This window comes from Providencia sp. PROV272 (assembly GCF_049901975.1).
GTDB classification, from domain to species: domain Bacteria; phylum Pseudomonadota; class Gammaproteobacteria; order Enterobacterales; family Enterobacteriaceae; genus Providencia; species Providencia stuartii.
Window position 1 is genome coordinate 1771428 of sequence record NZ_CP096291.1, and the last position, 17724, is coordinate 1789151.

At 43.6% G+C, this 17724-nt stretch carries 14 protein-coding genes; 8 read left to right on the top strand and 6 right to left on the bottom strand.

The window, feature by feature from the left end; all coding sequences use genetic code 11:
* The first annotated feature begins 32 nt into the window (after positions 1-32).
* From M1E93_RS07935 to menE, 6 genes are all read left to right on the top strand, one after another.
* The gene (locus M1E93_RS07935; protein WP_104873573.1) at positions 33-1364 is read left to right on the top strand and encodes an isochorismate synthase; all 1332 of its coding nucleotides are present in this window, start codon (positions 33-35) and stop codon (positions 1362-1364) included.
* A gap of 119 nt (positions 1365-1483) precedes the next feature.
* Complete coding sequence (gene menD, locus M1E93_RS07940) at positions 1484-3157, top strand: 2-succinyl-5-enolpyruvyl-6-hydroxy-3-cyclohexene-1-carboxylic-acid synthase (RefSeq protein ID WP_014656255.1); 1674 nt, start codon at positions 1484-1486, stop codon at positions 3155-3157.
* Positions 3157-3921, top strand: coding sequence for a 2-succinyl-6-hydroxy-2,4-cyclohexadiene-1-carboxylate synthase (gene menH / locus M1E93_RS07945; protein ID WP_014656254.1), 765 nt, complete (start codon positions 3157-3159; stop codon positions 3919-3921). The genes menD and menH overlap by 1 nt, the downstream gene beginning before the upstream one ends.
* 12 nt (positions 3922-3933) lie before the next feature.
* Positions 3934-4791, top strand: coding sequence for a 1,4-dihydroxy-2-naphthoyl-CoA synthase (menB, locus tag M1E93_RS07950; protein WP_004921088.1), 858 nt, complete (start codon positions 3934-3936; stop codon positions 4789-4791).
* Positions 4791-5762, top strand: coding sequence for an o-succinylbenzoate synthase (menC, locus tag M1E93_RS07955; protein WP_040133286.1), 972 nt, complete (start codon positions 4791-4793; stop codon positions 5760-5762). Before menB ends, menC begins: the two co-directional genes overlap by 1 nt.
* On the top strand, positions 5750-7186 hold the full coding sequence (gene menE / locus M1E93_RS07960) for an o-succinylbenzoate--CoA ligase (RefSeq protein ID WP_104873572.1): 1437 nt from the start codon (positions 5750-5752) through the stop codon (positions 7184-7186). Before menC ends, menE begins: the two co-directional genes overlap by 13 nt.
* A 153-nt stretch (positions 7187-7339) precedes the next feature.
* Here the strand turns inward: menE and M1E93_RS07965 are convergent, their stop codons facing one another.
* Positions 7340-8779, bottom strand: a complete 1440-nt coding sequence (locus M1E93_RS07965) for a catalase (protein WP_004921082.1) — start codon at positions 8777-8779, stop codon at positions 7340-7342.
* Positions 8780-9077: 298 nt separating this feature from the next.
* On the opposite strand from M1E93_RS07965, the gene M1E93_RS07970 reads away from it, so the two are divergent.
* Positions 9078-9626, top strand: a complete 549-nt coding sequence (locus M1E93_RS07970; RefSeq protein WP_004921080.1) for a YfaZ family outer membrane protein — start codon at positions 9078-9080, stop codon at positions 9624-9626.
* A gap of 141 nt (positions 9627-9767) precedes the next feature.
* Here the strand turns inward: M1E93_RS07970 and tyrP are convergent, their stop codons facing one another.
* Entirely contained in the window at positions 9768-10928 is a 1161-nt protein-coding gene (tyrP, locus tag M1E93_RS07975; protein ID WP_230084765.1) for a tyrosine transporter TyrP, read from the bottom strand.
* A 486-nt stretch (positions 10929-11414) separates the two neighbouring features.
* Between tyrP and M1E93_RS07980 the strand changes: the two genes are divergently transcribed.
* Positions 11415-12755, top strand: a complete 1341-nt coding sequence (locus M1E93_RS07980) for an anaerobic C4-dicarboxylate transporter (RefSeq protein ID WP_004921077.1) — start codon at positions 11415-11417, stop codon at positions 12753-12755.
* A 62-nt stretch (positions 12756-12817) separates the two neighbouring features.
* Here M1E93_RS07980 and yfaE read toward each other — a convergent pair whose 3' ends face one another.
* The 4 genes from yfaE to ubiG form a co-directional block, all read right to left on the bottom strand.
* Positions 12818-13081, bottom strand: coding sequence for a class I ribonucleotide reductase maintenance protein YfaE (gene yfaE / locus M1E93_RS07985; protein WP_014656251.1), 264 nt, complete (start codon positions 13079-13081; stop codon positions 12818-12820).
* A 2-nt stretch (positions 13082-13083) separates the two neighbouring features.
* Complete coding sequence (nrdB, locus tag M1E93_RS07990; protein WP_004921075.1) at positions 13084-14220, bottom strand: class Ia ribonucleoside-diphosphate reductase subunit beta; 1137 nt, start codon at positions 14218-14220, stop codon at positions 13084-13086.
* 11 nt (positions 14221-14231) lie between these two features.
* Entirely contained in the window at positions 14232-16523 is a 2292-nt protein-coding gene (nrdA, locus tag M1E93_RS07995) for a class 1a ribonucleoside-diphosphate reductase subunit alpha (RefSeq protein ID WP_004921074.1), read from the bottom strand.
* Between the two features lie 335 nt (positions 16524-16858).
* Positions 16859-17581 (bottom strand): bifunctional 2-polyprenyl-6-hydroxyphenol methylase/3-demethylubiquinol 3-O-methyltransferase UbiG, encoded by a 723-nt coding sequence (gene ubiG, locus M1E93_RS08000; protein ID WP_004921073.1) that lies wholly within the window; start codon positions 17579-17581, stop codon positions 16859-16861.
* Positions 17582-17724 lie beyond the last annotated feature (143 nt).

Consider the following 17724-nt stretch of genomic DNA (forward strand, 5'->3'; position numbering starts at 1 on the left):
GTCTTTGTTGAGTGTGGCAGTAGGGATCTAAAGTGGTATATAAAAAAATAGATAATTTAATAACTGAAATTCTTCATCAACTGTCAACATTGGCATTGGGCAATCAAGAATTCATACGTCTACATTGGCAATTGGATGGTCACTCTACATTTCCTGGGTTAGCTTGGCTATCGGCTCAATCCTGTTATCCGCAGTTCTATTGGTATCAGCGCACGGGAACGGATGAGTGTAGCGCTCTGGGAACCGTATATGAATTTAACGCAATCACTGAGGCCGAACAGTTTTTGTCTTTACATGCCCAGTATCCCGATATGCGTTTATGGGGCTTAAATGGCTGGAACGCGGTTGGTGAAGGAATTTCATTGGCCGATAAACAACAGGCAACGTTTTACTTTTTACCGCGTTTAGAAATTTTTCGCGTTCGTTCATCAATATCAGTCTATCTTAATATCAAAGGTGAAAATGACCGTTTAGCCGCAATCGCATTTTTAAAGCAGCTCAAGCCAGCGGCAACATTGCCACCTTTAAATACACAAATTATCGGTCATGAACATTTCCCTGAAAAGGCGCAGTGGTGCCACCTATTAAATAAAGCTATCACGAAAATGAGAGCCGGGGAGATGGAAAAAGTTGTGATGGCGCGTGAAACGAAATTGACGTTGTCACAACCCGTTTCTGTGGCGGAATTTTTAGCGGCAAGCCAACGAGTTAATTTTCAATGCTACCATTTTATGATGGCATTAAGCCAAGAAACAGGTTTTCTGTCCTCAACACCGGAGCGTTTGTATCTACGACAAGGTACACAACTCAATTCGGAGGCACTTGCAGGTACAGTCGCGAATCATCCTGATGACGCGATTGCTGCTGAAAAAGCAAAATGGTTGATGGAAGACAGTAAGAACCAACACGAAAACTTAGTGGTCGTGGACGATATTTGCCAGCAGTTACAAGGTATTGTAACGGGTATTGATGTTTCACCCGCGAAAGTGATTCGCCTACGCAAGATCCAACACCTCTATCGTTCGATTGCCGCAACTTTAGTGTCACCTTCAGACAGTGAATGTTTACAGCGTTTACAACCTACTGCTGCGGTATGTGGGTTGCCGAGAACGGTTGCTCGTCAGTTTTTAACGGAACATGAGCCTTTCTCGCGCCGCTGGTACGCTGGAACGGGAGGTTTCGTTAGCTTAAATAAAAGTGAGTTCGCCGTGTCCTTACGCTGTGCTCAAATTGAACATCAACGGTTGTCATTGTTCTCGGGGGCTGGGATTGTCAGTGATTCTGATCCGGAACAAGAATGGATTGAAATTGAAAATAAAGCTGCGGGGCTTAAATCTCTACTTGAACCCCCTGAAAAACCATAAATATAATATGGTTATTTTTCTTTTGGTTTCAATTAGTTCACTAAAAATTGTTCTAAGATCAAGAAATTTATATCAAGCGCATTACACTTACTGATAATAAACAACTTATTGAGCTCATTATGTCGAATTCTGTTTTTAATATGCGTTGGGCTGAGATTATTATCGAAGCACTCACCCGCCACGGTATGAAACATATTTGTATTGCGCCTGGTTCTCGCTCTACACCTTTGACGTTAGCAGCAGCGAATAACAATAAGCTTCACTGCCATACTCATTTTGATGAAAGAGGCTTGGGGCATCTAGCTTTAGGTTTAGCAAAAGCAAGCCTTGAGCCTGTCGGCGTGATCGTCACTTCAGGAACCGCAGTGGCTAACCTCTATCCTGCCCTAATTGAAGCCGGACTGACTGGCGAAAAAGTCATTTTTTTGACGGCAGATAGACCGCCGGAGCTTATCGATTGTGGCGCGAATCAGGCTATTCGCCAAACATATATCTTTGCGTCACACCCATCACAAAGTTTGATGTTACCCCGACCAACTCGTGATATTTCGGCGAAATGGTTAGTCAGTGCCATTGATAATGGGATGAATCAACTACACCACGGCGCTTTCCATATTAACTGCCCATTTGCTGAGCCGCTGTATGGTGAAACGGAAGGAGATTATGAATGGCAGCAACAACTTGGCGATTGGTGGCATTCTAATTTACCTTGGTTAAGCGAGCCTTTAACCAACACCGTTGCCCATATTTCTGACTGGTATTTTTGGCGTCAGAAAAAAGGGGTTGTTATTGCGGGCCGTATGAATAGTCAAGATGGTGAGCGTGTTGCAAACTGGGCGAAGGAACTTGGCTGGCCGTTAATTAGCGATGTGTTGTCACAAACAGGGCAACCTTATCCTTGTGCAGATTTATGGTTAGCTCATCCACAGGCCAAAGCGCGACTTAATGAAGCTGAACTGGTGGTACAATTCGGCTCGAGCTTAACAGGAAAACGCCTACTTCAATGGCAAGCGCAGTGCCATCCACAAGAATACTGGATCATTGATACGATCCCAGAACGCCTTGATCCCGCTCATCACTACGGACGTAAATTAACATGCTCAATTAAAGGGTGGCTTGATGCTCATCCCGCTCAACCAAGAGGGGCTTGGTGTGAAGATCTTTACTCGTTGGCTGAGCAGACACAACGGCATGTGAGTACAAAGTTACGCAATCACTTTTCTGAAGCCGCGATTGCGCATCAATTACCAGCGCTACTGCCGCCAAAAGGGCAGTTATTTGTGGGTAATAGCTTAATTGTTCGGCTAATTGATGCTTTGGCGCAATTACCCGTGGGTTATCCGGTTTATAGTAATCGGGGGGCCAGTGGTATCGATGGTCTAATTTCAACAATGTCTGGTGTCCAGCGGGCAACCACCAAGCCGACCTTGGGGATTGTTGGTGACCTTTCGGCACTGTATGACCTCAATAGCCTCGCTTTATTGCGAGCGCCTTCAGCGCCAACAATTTTAATTGTGGTGAATAATAACGGTGGGCAGATATTTTCTATGCTACCTACGCCTGAAGCGGCAAGGCAGCAGTATTATTGTATGCCACAAAATATTCACTTTCAGCATGCGGCACTGATGTTTGGCTTGCAGTACGCAGCACCTAAAGATTGGCTCTCTCTAAAAAACACTGTTGAACAATTTTGGTATAACCAACAAGGGACATTGTTGATTGAATTAAACACCGAGAGTGACGAAGGTGCGCGAACTTTAAAACAGTTACTTGATGAGGTAGGCAGTTTCTGATGTTAGCGGCTTATCGACACAATGAACATCATTCGGGGCCTTGGTTAGTGTGGTTACACGGGCTGCTCGGTAGCGCCGATGAATGGCTGCCGATGGTGGAACTGTGCCCTAACTTCCCGTCATTGCGTGTTGATTTGCCCGGTCATGGATTATCTCAGTCTATAAGCTGCCAAAGTTTTGCTGATTTTGATGAGCAGTTGGTTCAACTTTTACAACATCATGGTATTCAACATTATTACCTTATTGGATATTCGTTGGGTGCACGCCTTGCTATGCATACGGCTTGTTATCGCCAACCAGCAGGTTTAAGTGGGTTGGTAATTGAAGGAGGAAATGTTGGGCTAAATAGCTCATCGGAGCGGGAGTCTCGTTACACCAACGACCACCATTGGGCGCAACGTTTTCGCCACGAGCCGATTTGCCAAGTGTTAAATGATTGGTATCAACAACCTGTATTTGCACATTTAACTGCGAGCCAACGCCAACAATTAATCTTGTTAAGACAGCACAATAACCCCTTAGCTGTCGCTGATATGTTAGAAAGTACCTCTTTGTCTAAACAGCCTTTTTTGGTGGACAAACTGTATCAGCTTACGATGCCATTTCGCTACTTTTGTGGTGAACAAGATCAAAAATTTCGAAGCGTTTCGCAACAATATGCTTTGCCGATTACGCTAATTAATAATGCAGGGCATAATGCTCATCGGGAAAATCCGTATGGCTATGCCACTGCACTTCATCATTTTTTATCACACTGTGGTTAAAGGAACTTGATAATGATTTATCCTAGCGAAGAAAAACTCTATGCCCCAATCGAATGGCAAGATTGCTCAGAAGGGTTTGACGACATTCTCTATCACAAGTCGTCAGAAGGGATTGCAAAGATTACGATTAACCGTCCACAGGTGCGTAACGCATTTCGCCCACAGACCGTAAAAGAGATGATCCAAGCGTTAGCTGATGCGCGTTATGACGATAAAATCGGTACTATTATCTTGACGGGTGAAGGCGAAAAAGCATTCTGTGCAGGGGGAGACCAAAAAATTCGTGGGGATTACGGCGGGTATCGTGATGAAAGTGGTACTCACCATCTCAACGTCCTAGATTTCCAACGCCAAATTCGTACTTGTCCAAAACCTGTTGTGGCGATGGTGGCTGGCTTTGCTATTGGGGGTGGGCACGTATTACATATGATGTGTGACCTAACGATTGCCGCGGATAACGCGATTTTTGGTCAAACAGGTCCTAAAGTAGGCTCTTTTGATGGTGGCTGGGGTGCATCCTATATGGCACGCATTGTTGGTCAGAAAAAAGCGCGTGAAATTTGGTTCCTGTGCCGCCAGTATAACGCTCAAGAAGCATTGGAAATGGGCTTAGTGAATACGGTTGTACCATATGCCTCTCTTGAAAAAGAGACCGTACGCTGGTGTCGTGAAATGCTTGAAAATAGCCCAATGGCACTACGTTGTTTGAAAGCGGCACTCAATGCAGATTGTGACGGTCAGGCAGGCCTACAAGAGTTGGCTGGCAATGCAACTATGCTGTTCTATATGACAGAAGAAGGTCAAGAAGGACGCAATGCGTTTAATGAAAAACGTGCGCCAGATTTCTCTAAATATAAGCGTAATCCATAATGCGTAAGGCAACACTTTACGCGTTTAGCCTGCCGATGGAGGCAGGCGTTATCCTGCGCTACCAACGCCTGAAAACTCGCGATGGGTTGTTGGTTCGCTTACAAGAAGGGGATAATGAAGGGTGGGGGGAAATATCACCGCTCCCCGAATTTAGCCAAGAAACGCTGGCGGAGGCAACAGAAGAAGCCAAACATCGGCTTGCCGAGTGGGTAAGTGGTAAGCCACTAGCGGAAAGCCTGTTACCGTCGGTAGCTTTTGGTTGTAGTTGTGCATTGGCCGAATTATCGGGGGAACTTCCTGAGCAAGCCGACTACCGCAAAGCACCATTGTGTAGTGGTGATCCTGATGACTTGATTTTGCGTCTAAGTGCAATGGAAGGCGAAAAAATCGCTAAGGTCAAAGTCGGCTTGTATGAGGCGGTACGTGATGGCATGGTGGCGAACCTATTACTGGAAGCGGTGCCTGACCTAAAATTACGTCTTGATGCTAATCGTAGCTGGACGCGTGCAAAAGCAGATGGCTTTGCGAAATATGTAAACCCTGCTTATCGCGATCGTATTGACTTCCTTGAAGAGCCTTGTAAAACACGGGAAGAATCACTGCAATATGCCGCAGATACTGGCATTGCCATTGCATGGGATGAAAGTGTGCGTGAGGCTGGTTTTAGGGTGGAGCCTCAACCGGGAGTTGCGGCGATTGTGATCAAGCCGATGTTAACCGGTAGCCTTGCTTATTGCCGCCAATTAGTCACAGAGGCTCATCATCACGGTCTGCAAGCGGTGATCAGCTCATCGATTGAAAGTAGTTTTGGTTTGACTCAGTTAGCGCGCATTGCTAATGCATTAACGCCTAATACGCTACCAGGGTTGGACACATTAGATTTGATCCAGTCTCAACTGATACGCACGTGGCCAAATAGTTCACTTCCAGTGAAGCAATTAGATGAATTGACTATCGAATGGCAGAGTTAGTATTTTTCCAAGACTGGCCTTGGCAACATTGGGCCAGTCATCGACCTGAAGCAGTGGCATTAATTACCGATATTGAGCCATTGACATGGGAACAACTGAATCAACGAGTGATGAGGCTCGCTTATCACTTTACTCAACAGGGTTTACGTGACGGACAAACCGTAGTGTTGCGCGGTAAAAATAGTGTAGAACTGTTATTGAGCCAACTTGCAACATTGTATTGTGGGGCGAAAGTTTTGCCTCTTAACCCTCGTTTACCTGAGTCTTTACTGGCAGAACTGTTACCACATCTGAATATTGATTTTGCTATCGATTTTGATGATGGTTTACTGGCTAAGTTTACTTACCCAATTTTAGCCGTGTCAGAGCGAGCGGTAACGGCGCATGAGTGGGAACACCATCTGCCTCACTTTTCTCATGCGAAGACCCAACCCGCCACTTTGATCTTAACATCTGGCTCTACGGGGTTACCAAAGGCGGCAGTGCATAATGTGCTTGCTCACCTCGATAGTGCAAATGGTGTGTTACAGGCGATGGATTACCAACAGCATGATTGCTGGCTGCTTTCTTTACCGTTATTTCATGTTTCAGGGCAAGGTATTTTATGGCGTTGGTTGCTGCGCGGAGCGCAACTAGCAATACGCTCAACACCGCTTATCGAAGCATTACAAACGGTTACCCATGCGTCTTTGGTTCCGACACAATTGTGGCGGTTACTCAATCAAACGGAAACATTATCACTATCTTTAAAACAGGTTTTACTTGGTGGCGCGACGATCCCGACTGCATTGACTGATCTTGCCTCACATAGAGGCATTGATTGCTGGAGTGGTTATGGTATGACAGAAATGGCTTCGACCGTCTGTGCAAAACGTGCAGATGGTAAGAAAGGGGTTGGCCTTCCACTTAAAGGGAAACAGTTGCGCTTAGTCGAGGGAGAAATTCAGGTTCGTTCACAGAGCCAAGCGATGGGATATTGGTTTGATGGAAAAATGATTCCATTAAAAACTATCGAAGGTTGGTTCAAAACCAATGATAGAGGCGCATATATCGACGATGAGTATCATGTGATCGGGCGGCTGGATAACTTATTTATTAGTGGTGGAGAGTGTGTTCAACCGGAAGATATTGAAGCGGTGATTAATAACCATCCAGCGGTGAGTCAAAGCTTTATTATTCCAATTGATGATGTGGAGTTTGGTCAAAGGCCTGTTGCCGTGATTGAGTTCAGCGATAAATGTGAATTAGACACCATTCAAGGTTGGCTAAAAGGCAAACTAGCGCCTTTTCAATATCCTGCTCATTTTTTTCTATTAGAGAATAGCTTAAAAGGAAGCGGTATTAAGGTATCGCGCCAGCAAGTGAAAAATTGGGTGTTACAGCAACCCGACCTTATTCAGTCAAAAGAGAATTCAGGACTGTAGTTTATCTATTTTTGATGAAAACAGGGGTGATAAAGCATCGTCAGAGTCAGATGGGCTTGTTTCGTCAATAGTGCAAACTAATCACTGATTTCCGGCATGGCTCATAATAAACATCAGGCTCAAGATAAGAGCCTGACGTTTAACTAAGCGTGATTATTTAAGGGCATTTAACGCTTTTTCTACGCCCGCACCATATTCAGGGTGAACTTTTTTGAACAGGTCAATTTGGCGTTTTTGTGTCTCTTCAGAAGCCTCAATCAACTCTCCTGCAAGACGTTTGAACATGCGTTGATGCTCTGCATCATCAAGCAGTTCATATAATGCACGCGGCTGGCTGAAATAGTCTTCATCTTCGCGATGGTTCCAATGATCAGCTGCACCTTCAAGCGTCAATGGTGGTTCACTGAAATTAGGCTGCTCTTGGAACATACCTGCACTGTTTGGTTCATAGGTCACACCATTACCACTGTTACCATCAACACGCATTGCACCATCACGATGATAGTTATGGAATGGGCAACGTGGTGCGTTAACAGGGATCTGGTAGTGGTTAACACCTAAACGATAACGCTGAGTGTCGCCATACGAGAACAAACGACCTTGCAACATTTTATCCGGAGAGAAACCGATACCTGGAACAATATTTGCTGGGTTAAAGGCAGCTTGCTCAACATCGGAGAAATAGTTAGCAGGGTTACGATTTAATTCAAAGTAACCGACATCAATTAATGGATAGTCTTTGTGAGGCCATACTTTAGTCAGATCAAAGGGATTATAAGGCACTTTTGACGCTTCGGCTTCTGGCATCACTTGAATTTGTAGCTTCCAGCGTGGGTAGTCACCTTTATTAATGGCATCAAACAGGTCACGCTGAGAACTTTCACGATCTTTACCGATGATCGCTTCTGCTTCATCATCCATCAAGTTCTCAATGCCTTGCTGACTACGGAAGTGGAATTTAACCCAGAAACGTTCATTTTTATCATTGATAAAGCTATAAGTATGGCTACCAAAACCGTGCATATGACGGTAGCTACGAGGTATACCTCGGTCACTCACGTCAATGGTCAATTGATGAAGTGATTCTGGTAAATGAGAGAAGAAATCCCATTTATAAGCCATTGAACGCATATTACTGTATGGGCAGCGTTTAACCACGTGGTTCAAATCCGGAAATTTCAGCGGGTCACGCAGATAGAACACAGGGGTGTTATTACCAACCAGATCCCAGTTACCTTCTTCTGTGTAAAATTTTAATGCAAAACCACGGATGTCACGCTCAGCGTCTGCCGCACCACGTTCACCAGCAACCGTTGAAAAGCGTGCGAACATATCCGTTTGTTTACCGACAGCAGAAAAGATATTTGCACGGGTATAACGGGTAATATCATGTGTAACAGTAAAAGTACCGAATGCACCTGAACCTTTAGCATGCATACGGCGCTCAGGAATAACTTCACGGTCAAAATGGGCTAATTTTTCTAAAAACCAAACATCCTGTAATAGCATAGGGCCGCGAGGGCCTGCCGTCATCACATTATTATTATCAACAACAGGTGCGCCAGATGCAGTCGTGAGACCTTTCTTTTTCATCACAATACTCCAGTAAGTTATAGACAATAAAACTAAAAAATGCATTTATTCCGTTCGAAATACAATGCTTTCCATGCATAATGCCTTATTATCATTGGATTATAGTTGATTAGTTAAAGTATAACTAATACATAGTACCAATTACTGTGATAACTGATTAAAAATCAATAGGAATACTCAGCGTCGTTGTGAATGGTGTTGTTTTAATGACTGAAAAGTAAAAAACAGTAATAACTACTGAGAATTGGATTTATATATTGTAGTATGACTAAATAACTTCTATTAATGGGGCAATGATATGCGTAAAGGATTATTTCTCGTTGCAGCGGCAGCATCATCAATGATGTTCGTCGGGGCTGCACAAGCTGTTTCTGTTAATGCAAATGTGGGTAAGCATTATACTGAACTCAATGCAGGCATTGGTACTAAAGGCGCAGGCCTTGCATTTGATGGCTCATGGGCGCGTAGTGATCATGATGGTCAAATGGGTAGCTTAGGCGCAACCTTTGGTTTGCCTCTAGGTCCATTTTCAGCCTATGTTGGTGGTAAAGCCTTATATTTATCACCTGAAGACAATAAAGATGGTATGGCGCTAGCAGGTGGAGCCGGTCTTGGATGGCAAGTGATGCCTTCTTTGAATATTTATGGTGAAGCTTATGGTGCTCCGGCATCATTAACATCGGGAAGTCAATCTTATACCGAAGCAAAAGTCGGCGCACGCTATACTGTGTTTAAACCGCTTTCAGTTGATGCAGGCTACCGTGTCATCGATATTAAAGGTACGCATGACAACCCAAGCAACAAAATTGCTGACGGTTGGTATGTGGGAGCAGGTCTAAGCTTCTAATTACTGGTTGTAATATAGCGGAACCCGTACAGTTTGGAGTGACGCTATAAAATCGGATATCAAAAGCCCCCCAATAGTTGGTTGCTATTGGGGGGCTTTTCCGTTTAGTGAACGGTACGAGCTTTGTTTTTGACGCTAAATTTAGCCTACATTAGGTAGGTAGCCCGCAACGATAGCAAATTGAATAATGATCACTGCAAAACCGCATAATAAAACCAGACGGAGCAGAGTAGAGCCGCCTTTAACTCGGTAATGAGCTTGCTTATCGATAGGTTTTTCAACGGCTCTAACTTGCATTGTCAATAATGCGGGGATGATCAGGGCTAATACAGACAATGCAACCGCCGCATAAGTTAACGCCTGTACGAAACTACTAAAAAATAACGCTGCTAATAACGGAGGTAAAAAAGTTAACAAGCCTGTCTGAATACGCCCAATGAGGCTATCATTCCGTTTAAATAAATCAGCAAGGTAATCGAATAAACCAAGAGCAACCCCTAAAAACGATGTGGCTAGCGCTAAATCCATAAACAGATTAACGGCAATATTAACGCGTGGAGCCGTAACGACATCACGAATGGCGGTGAGTAAGCCATCTAGGCCAGACTTTTGCGCCAAAATCCCTAAAAATGTGTTAGAAGGGATCGACCCTAAAGTGGCTATCTGCCACAAGATATAGGCAACTAAAGGGATCGCACTCCCTGTAATGAAAATGATACGAAGTTTACGCACATCGCCATTCATGTAATTCACAAGGCTAGGCACGCTACCATGGAAACCAAATGAGGTGAAGATGACTGGCACTGCCGCCAGCAGTAGCCCTTTTTCAGCAGGCATACTGCCTAAGTTGACGGTTTCAACGTGGGGTAACATAACAGCCAACATAATGACTAAAAAGATAATTTTAGCTGTAAATAGTAGGCGGTTAATAAAATCGACAGAGTGCGTACCGATACAAACAACAGCACCACCGATAAGCGTAAATAAGATAATTGATGTTTTGGTCGACAGATGAATATCCCACCACGAGAGTAGGCTGTTGGAGATCAGGACACCTGCGCCACCAATATAAGCGGTAGTCAGCGCGTACATCAGAAGTAACATACTTAAGCCTGTGACGATTTGTCCAATAGGCCCAAGGTATTTTTTCGCGATTGATCCCAAGCCCATATCTGGTGGATTGTATTGATAAACCTCAACGAGCAGTAATGAGGTATAACTCATTAACATCCATAGGCCGACAAGTAGGCATGCAATACCTGTGAAACCGACACCCGCAGCGGCAAGTGGCATAGCCAGCATCCCTGCACCTATTGTTGTTCCTGCAACGATTAAAACGCTACCTAGCGTGCGATTTTTCACAAATTCCTCTGATTAAAAGTCGTGGATTTATTAGTTGAGCAGATTATGCGATCACAGTTTTTCTGTCAAATCTAAATTACAATGAGTGTAAACATAAAATTACACACGCGCATTTTTCTTATAAAGCAACGGTGAAAATAGCAACGAATTATTCGTCCTAGTTAATGAATAATCGTTATTGATATGGTGATTAAAGGTAAATACATCGGATTTTAAATGTTAATGGATGTTAATTAATTGATTGATATATATGATGTTTTAGATTAACAGGACAGTATCTCAGGAACCTAAGATAAATTTTGTGACGGGGTGGGAAAATCGAATTGAAAAATAAGATTAAATTCTTTAACCAGTTAATATAAATCAAATTTGTGTCAATCTTTCATCCCGATAATGTAAGGAAACATTAATTGAAAGGATGAACTTATGGACTTTTTGATACAACTTGCCATTATCCTCGTCTGCTTGTTCTACGGAGCAAGAAAAGGGGGAATGGCTCTCGGGCTGCTAGGCGGCGTTGGCTTAGTGATACTCGTTTTTGGTTTTGGTTTACCTCCTGGAAAACCGCCTGTTGATGTTATGCTTGTGATCATCGCTGTTGTTGCAGCATCAGCGACTCTACAGGCATCAGGCGGTTTGGATGTCATGCTACAAATTGCAGAACGACTACTACGTAAAAATCCAAAATACATCTCTATTGTGGCACCTTTTGTTACCTGTATTTTAACCATTTTGTGTGGTACAGGGCATGTGGTGTATACCATCCTTCCTATTATCTATGACGCGGCGATAAAAAATAATATTCGTCCTGAAAGGCCGATGGCGGCCAGTAGTATTGGTGCACAAATGGGGATTATTGCCAGCCCTGTCTCTGTTGCAGTGGTGTCTTTAGTGGCGATGTTAAATGGCATCACCATTAATGGTAAATCGCTCGAATTTTTAGATCTCTTGGCGATTACCATTCCATCGACCCTAATCGGGATACTGGCAATCGGTATTTTCAGTTGGTTCAGAGGGAAAGATCTCGATAAAGATCCGGAATTCCAAAAGTTTATTTCGGTACATGAAAATTACGAATATGTGTATGGCGACAGCGCGACACTACTCGATAAAAAGTTACCGAAAATCAATTGGGTTGCTATGTGGATTTTCCTCGCTTCTATTGGGGTTGTTGCAATTTTGGGGGCGGTTTCTGAATTAAGGCCATTGGTTAATGGCAAACCACTGTCAATGGTACTTGTGATACAGATGTTTATGCTGCTCGCTGGTGCGCTGATCATCATTATTTGTAAAACAAATCCGGCACAGATTTCGAAAAATGAGGTTTTTCGTTCAGGAATGATTGCCATTGTTGCCGTATATGGTATCGCTTGGATGGCAGAAACAATGTTTGGCGCGCATATGGATCAAATCAAAGGCACGCTTGGGGCATTAGTCAAAGACTATCCATGGGCTTATGCCGTGATCCTCTTATTGGTCTCTAAATTTGTGAACTCACAAGCAGCCGCTTTAGCTGCGGTCGTTCCGATAGCGCTCGGCATTGGTGTTGATCCTGCCTATATCATCGCATCTGCGCCTGCTTGCTATGGTTATTATATTCTTCCGACTTATCCAAGTGATTTAGCCGCTATTCAATTTGACCGTTCCGGTACGACTCGGATAGGTAAATTTGTGATTAACCACAGCTTCATTCTACCCGGCCTCATTGGTGTTGGTGTCTCTTGTGTGTTTGGATGGGTATTTGCAGGATTATATGGTTATCTATAATCTGTAAGTGACGTGTTTAATTAACAGCGATGGCGTAAAGAGAGCGTCATCGCTGTGAGGTTTTAACCGATTTCGATGTCAGAAAGGGGATGGCAACAACAAGGTAAAATCTCACCGTCTTGTACAAAGGCAAGCGGTTTTTGTTTATAGCCCACTTTCCCTTTTAATAGCATGACTCGACATGAGCCACAATAGCCTTCTCGGCACTGATATTCAACAGGAATACGGCTGTCTTCAAGTGCTTCAAGCAGGCTTGTGTGGATCTCGGTGTGGTAAGGTACTTGCACACCCTGCGAGAGCCGCAGGGTGACTTTATGGCTAGCCATGATTAGAGTTCGAAATCACTCAGGTCATCAGTGTTGACTTCAGAGTCAATCTGACCAACCAGATAAGAGCTAACTTCGACTTCTTGCGGCGCAACTTGAACGTTGTCAGACACCAACCATGCGTTGATCCAAGGGATTGGGTTTGAGCGTGCCTCAAAAGGTAATTTTAACCCAACAGCTTGCATACGGATATTGGTGATATATTCCACGTATTGGCACAGAATATCTTTATTTAGGCCAATCATAGAACCTTCACTGAACAGATATTCAGCCCACTCTTTTTCTTGTTCAGCCGCATCCACGAACAGTTTATAGCACTCGTCTTCGCACTCAGCAGCAATCTCTGCCATTTCAGGATCATCCTGCCCAGAACGTAACAAGTTCAGCATATGCTGGGTTCCTGTTAAGTGAAGGGCTTCATCACGCGCAATCAGTTTAATAATTTTTGCGTTCCCTTCCATTAGCTCACGCTCTGCAAAGGCAAATGAGCAAGCAAAACTGACATAGAAACGGATAGCTTCTAAGGCATTTACGCTCATTAGGCACAGGTACAACTGTTTTTTCAGTGCACGTAGTGATACTGTGATTTGTTTACCATTGCAGGTGTGAGTACCTTCACCAAACATATGGTAATAGTTGGTCATCTCAATCAGCGTGTCATAGTAAGCAGAAATGTCACGAGCGCGTTTTAAGATCTCTTCGTTTTCAACGATATCATCAAAGATGATTGCCGGATCATTCACGATATTACGGATAATATGAGTGTAAGAGCGTGAATGGATCGTCTCTGAAAATGACCAAGTTTCAACCCAAGTTTCTAATTCAGGAATTGAAATCAGTGGCAATAACGCCACGTTCGGGCTGCGACCCTGAATAGAGTCCAGCAGCGTTTGGTATTTCAGGTTACTAATAAATATGTGTTTCTCATGATCAGGCAAGCCATTATAGTCAATGCGGTCACGGGAAACGTCAACTTCTTCTGGACGCCAGAAAAATGAAAGCTGTTTCTCGATTAACTTTTCGAAAATCGGATACTTTTGTTGGTCGTAACGAGCAACGTTAACAGGTTGACCGAAAAACATCGGCTCAAGTAATTGGTCATTTCTCTTTTGTGAGAAAATGGTGTAAGTATGTGACATGACAATTCCTATTAAATTTTACACGCGCCGCCTTCACAATCTGAATCCGCTGACTCAACAACTTCTTCCAGATCACCTTGAACATCTTCCGCACCATCGCGGGTGTTGTGGTAGTAAAGTGTTTTCACACCAAACTTATAGGCGAGCAATAAATCTTTTAGCAATTGATTCATTGGTACTTTGCCTGTTGCAAAGCGCGTTGGGTCATAGTTGGTGTTTGCAGAAATAGACTGATCAACAAACTTCTGCATAATACCGACTAATTGCAAATAGCCGCTGTTTGAAGGCATTTGCCATAACAACTCATAGGCGCCTTTAAGATTCTCATAATCAGGTACAACTTGGCGTAGAATACCATCTTTAGATGCTTTAATGCTGATATAACCACGAGGTGGCTCGATACCATTGGTTGCGTTAGAGATCTGTGATGATGTTTCCGATGGCATCAACGCTGATAAGGTTGAGTTACGCAGACCATATTGTTGGATATCTTTACGTAACGTTTCCCAATCATAATGCAGAGGCTCATCAGTCAATTTATCCAACTCTTTCTTATAGGTATCAATTGGTAGAATACCTTTTGAATAAGTGGTTTCATTGAACCAAGGGCAAGCGCCTTGCTCTTTAGCCAATTCGTTAGAGGCTTTCAATAGATAGTATTGAATTGCTTCAAAGGTTTTGTGAGTCAAATTGTTGGCGCTGCCATCGGAATAGCGAACACCATGCTTGGCTAAATAATAAGCATAGTTAATGACGCCAATACCTAAAGTACGGCGACCCATTGCCCCTTTCTTCGCGGCAATAATCGGGTAGTCTTGATAATCGAGAAGGGCATCCAATGCACGTACAGCAAGCACGGCCAACTCTTCTAATTCATCAAGGTTTTCAATCGCACCCAAGTTAAAGGCTGACAGCGTACAAAGCGCAATTTCACCTTCTTCATCATTGATGTTATTCAATGGTTTTGTCGGCAGTGCAATCTCTAAACACAGGTTTGATTGACGCACTGGTGCAACTAAAGGATCAAATGGGCTGTGAGTATTACAGTGGTCAACGTTCTGAATATAGATACGACCTGTTGATGCACGTTCTTGCATCATTAATGAAAAGAGGTCAACCGCTTTAACACTGGATTTACGGATGCTGTCGTCTTGTTCATAAGCCAGATACAGGCGCTCAAATTCATCCTGATCAGCAAAGAAAGCATCATATAAACCAGGCACATCAGAAGGGCTGAACAGCGTAATATCTTGGTTTTTGATCAAACGCTCATACATCAATTTGTTGACTTGGACACCATAATCCATATGGCGAACACGGTTACCTTCAACCCCACGGTTGTTTTTCAGCACTAATAGGCTTTCAACTTCTAAATGCCATAAAGGGTAGAAAAGTGTCGCTGCACCACCGCGCACACCGCCTTGTGAACAAGACTTAACGGCGGTTTGGAAGTGCTTATAAAAAGGGATACAACCAGTATGGAATGCTTCACCGCCACGAATCGGGCTACCTAAAGCACGGATACGGCCTGCGTTTACACCGATACCTGCACGTTGAGACACATACTTAACAATCGCACTGGATGTTGCGTTGATAGAATCTAAGCTATCGCCACACTCAATCAATACGCAAGAGCTGAATTGACGAGTTGGTGTACGAACACCAGCCATGATTGGTGTTGGTAGCGAAATCTTAAATGTGGAAGCCGCATCATAGAAACGACGGATGTAGTCTAAGCGAGTCTCTTTTGGATAATGAGAGAACAAGCATGCAGCAACGAGAATATAGAGGAACTGTGCACTCTCATAAATCTCGCCCGTAACACGGTTTTGTACTAAATACTTACCTTCAAGTTGTTTGACGGCAGCATAGGAGAAATTCATGTCACGCCAATGGTCAATGAAACTATCCATTTGCTCGAACTCTTCTTGTGAGTAGTCTTCCAGCAAATGCTTATCATATTTTCCCATTTCAACAAGGCGAGTGACGTGCTTGTACAGCGCGGGTGGCTCAAATTGACCATACGCTTTTTTACGTAGATGGAATATTGCAAGACGCGCCGCAAGATATTGATAGTCAGGCGTATCGCCAGTAATAAGGTCAGCAGCCGCTTTGATCATGGTTTCATGAATATCAGACGTTCTGATCCCATCATAAAACTGAATCTGTGAACGTAACTCCACCTGAGAAACAGATACATTATTCAGGCCTTCAGCAGCCCAAGTGATTACCTTGTGGATTTTATCGAGATCAATGCGTTCTTTATGTCCATCACGTTTTGTGACTAACAGACTCTGGTTCATGAGCAAGTACACCTTGGTTGACCTACAAAATAGCATATTGCTAACGCAAAAAAGCTCATAGATTAACTCTATGAGACTTGTAGTGTTAGATTCAAATTACATACTATATGTAGTGGTTTGTTGATTTTACTATAACAAGATAATGTTAATAAGCGGTTTTATCAAGTGCACAAATCTGAGTCTTCTGTGGATAACTGTAGGGATAAAAAACGTCACCTTGTCGGTAAGCTGCACTAGAAAAGGAATTCTATAAGTGGAAACTCGCAACAGGGTGACGAAAATAAATTTTGCAAAATGCGATCGTTTGCTGTTTTCTTGAACGTAACGCTTGCTATTTATTCGTTGACAGTATGGAGCATATAATTAACGTCCACATTCGGGCCTAAATAGAATTTATCTTTAAGTGGATTATAATGTAACCCCATGATATGCCTATCTTTTAGCTGAGCCTCGTTTGCCCACGAAATCAGTTCAGAAGGGCGAATAAATTTTTTCGCATCGTGGGTGCCTTTCGGAACCATTTTCATCACATATTCCGCCGCAACGACCGCCATTAACCACGCTTTTTTATTGCGGTTGATCGTCGAAAAAATAACATGCCCACCGGGCTTGACCAATTTAGCACACGCACGTACGACCGACTGTGGATCAGGCACATGCTCCAACATCTCCATGCAGGTCACGACATCATAAGCTTGTGGATATTTGTCTGCGTGCTGCTCTACTGTTTCTTGTACGTATTCAACAGGGATCCCTGACTCTAATGAGTGCAGGCGTGCGACCATCAGTGGGTCCGCCCCCATATCAAGTCCCGTCACATCGGCACCTTCACGTGCCATACTTTCAGATAAAATTCCGCCACCACAGCCCACATCAAGTACTTTCTTACCAAATAAACCATCAACCCGTTGCATAATATAGCCAAGGCGAAGCGGATTAATGCGATGAAGTGGGGCAAATTCACCTTCGAGATCCCACCAGCGAGAAGCAATAGCTTCAAACTTCTCAATTTCATGCTTATCGACGTTCTGATACGCGGGGGTTGAAGTATCATTCATGAGTGGAGCTCCTGTTCCTAGATAGGTGTCCAAACGTTAATACGCGAATTTATTGAGGCCATAAAACGTTTTTTTGTTGCTCTTACGCAATAAACTCAAAGTATACGGACACATAAAGACATTTTTCCGCTATTATACATAGC

Coding starts and splice junctions, on each gene's coding strand:
- menB (WP_004921088.1), top strand. CDS start 3,934: ATGATTTATCCTAGCGAAGAAAAACTCTATGCCCCAATCGAATGGCAA.
- M1E93_RS07970 (WP_004921080.1), top strand. CDS start 9,078: ATGCGTAAAGGATTATTTCTCGTTGCAGCGGCAGCATCATCAATGATG.
- menE (WP_104873572.1), top strand. CDS start 5,750: ATGGCAGAGTTAGTATTTTTCCAAGACTGGCCTTGGCAACATTGGGCC.
- M1E93_RS07965 (WP_004921082.1), bottom strand. CDS start 8,779: ATGAAAAAGAAAGGTCTCACGACTGCATCTGGCGCACCTGTTGTTGAT.
- tyrP (WP_230084765.1), bottom strand. CDS start 10,928: ATGCTGGCTATGCCACTTGCCGCTGCGGGTGTCGGTTTCACAGGTATT.
- menH (WP_014656254.1), top strand. CDS start 3,157: ATGTTAGCGGCTTATCGACACAATGAACATCATTCGGGGCCTTGGTTA.
- menD (WP_014656255.1), top strand. CDS start 1,484: ATGTCGAATTCTGTTTTTAATATGCGTTGGGCTGAGATTATTATCGAA.
- menC (WP_040133286.1), top strand. CDS start 4,791: ATGCGTAAGGCAACACTTTACGCGTTTAGCCTGCCGATGGAGGCAGGC.
- ubiG (WP_004921073.1), bottom strand. CDS start 17,581: ATGAATGATACTTCAACCCCCGCGTATCAGAACGTCGATAAGCATGAA.
- nrdA (WP_004921074.1), bottom strand. CDS start 16,523: ATGAACCAGAGTCTGTTAGTCACAAAACGTGATGGACATAAAGAACGC.
- nrdB (WP_004921075.1), bottom strand. CDS start 14,220: ATGTCACATACTTACACCATTTTCTCACAAAAGAGAAATGACCAATTA.
- M1E93_RS07980 (WP_004921077.1), top strand. CDS start 11,415: ATGGACTTTTTGATACAACTTGCCATTATCCTCGTCTGCTTGTTCTAC.
- yfaE (WP_014656251.1), bottom strand. CDS start 13,081: ATGGCTAGCCATAAAGTCACCCTGCGGCTCTCGCAGGGTGTGCAAGTA.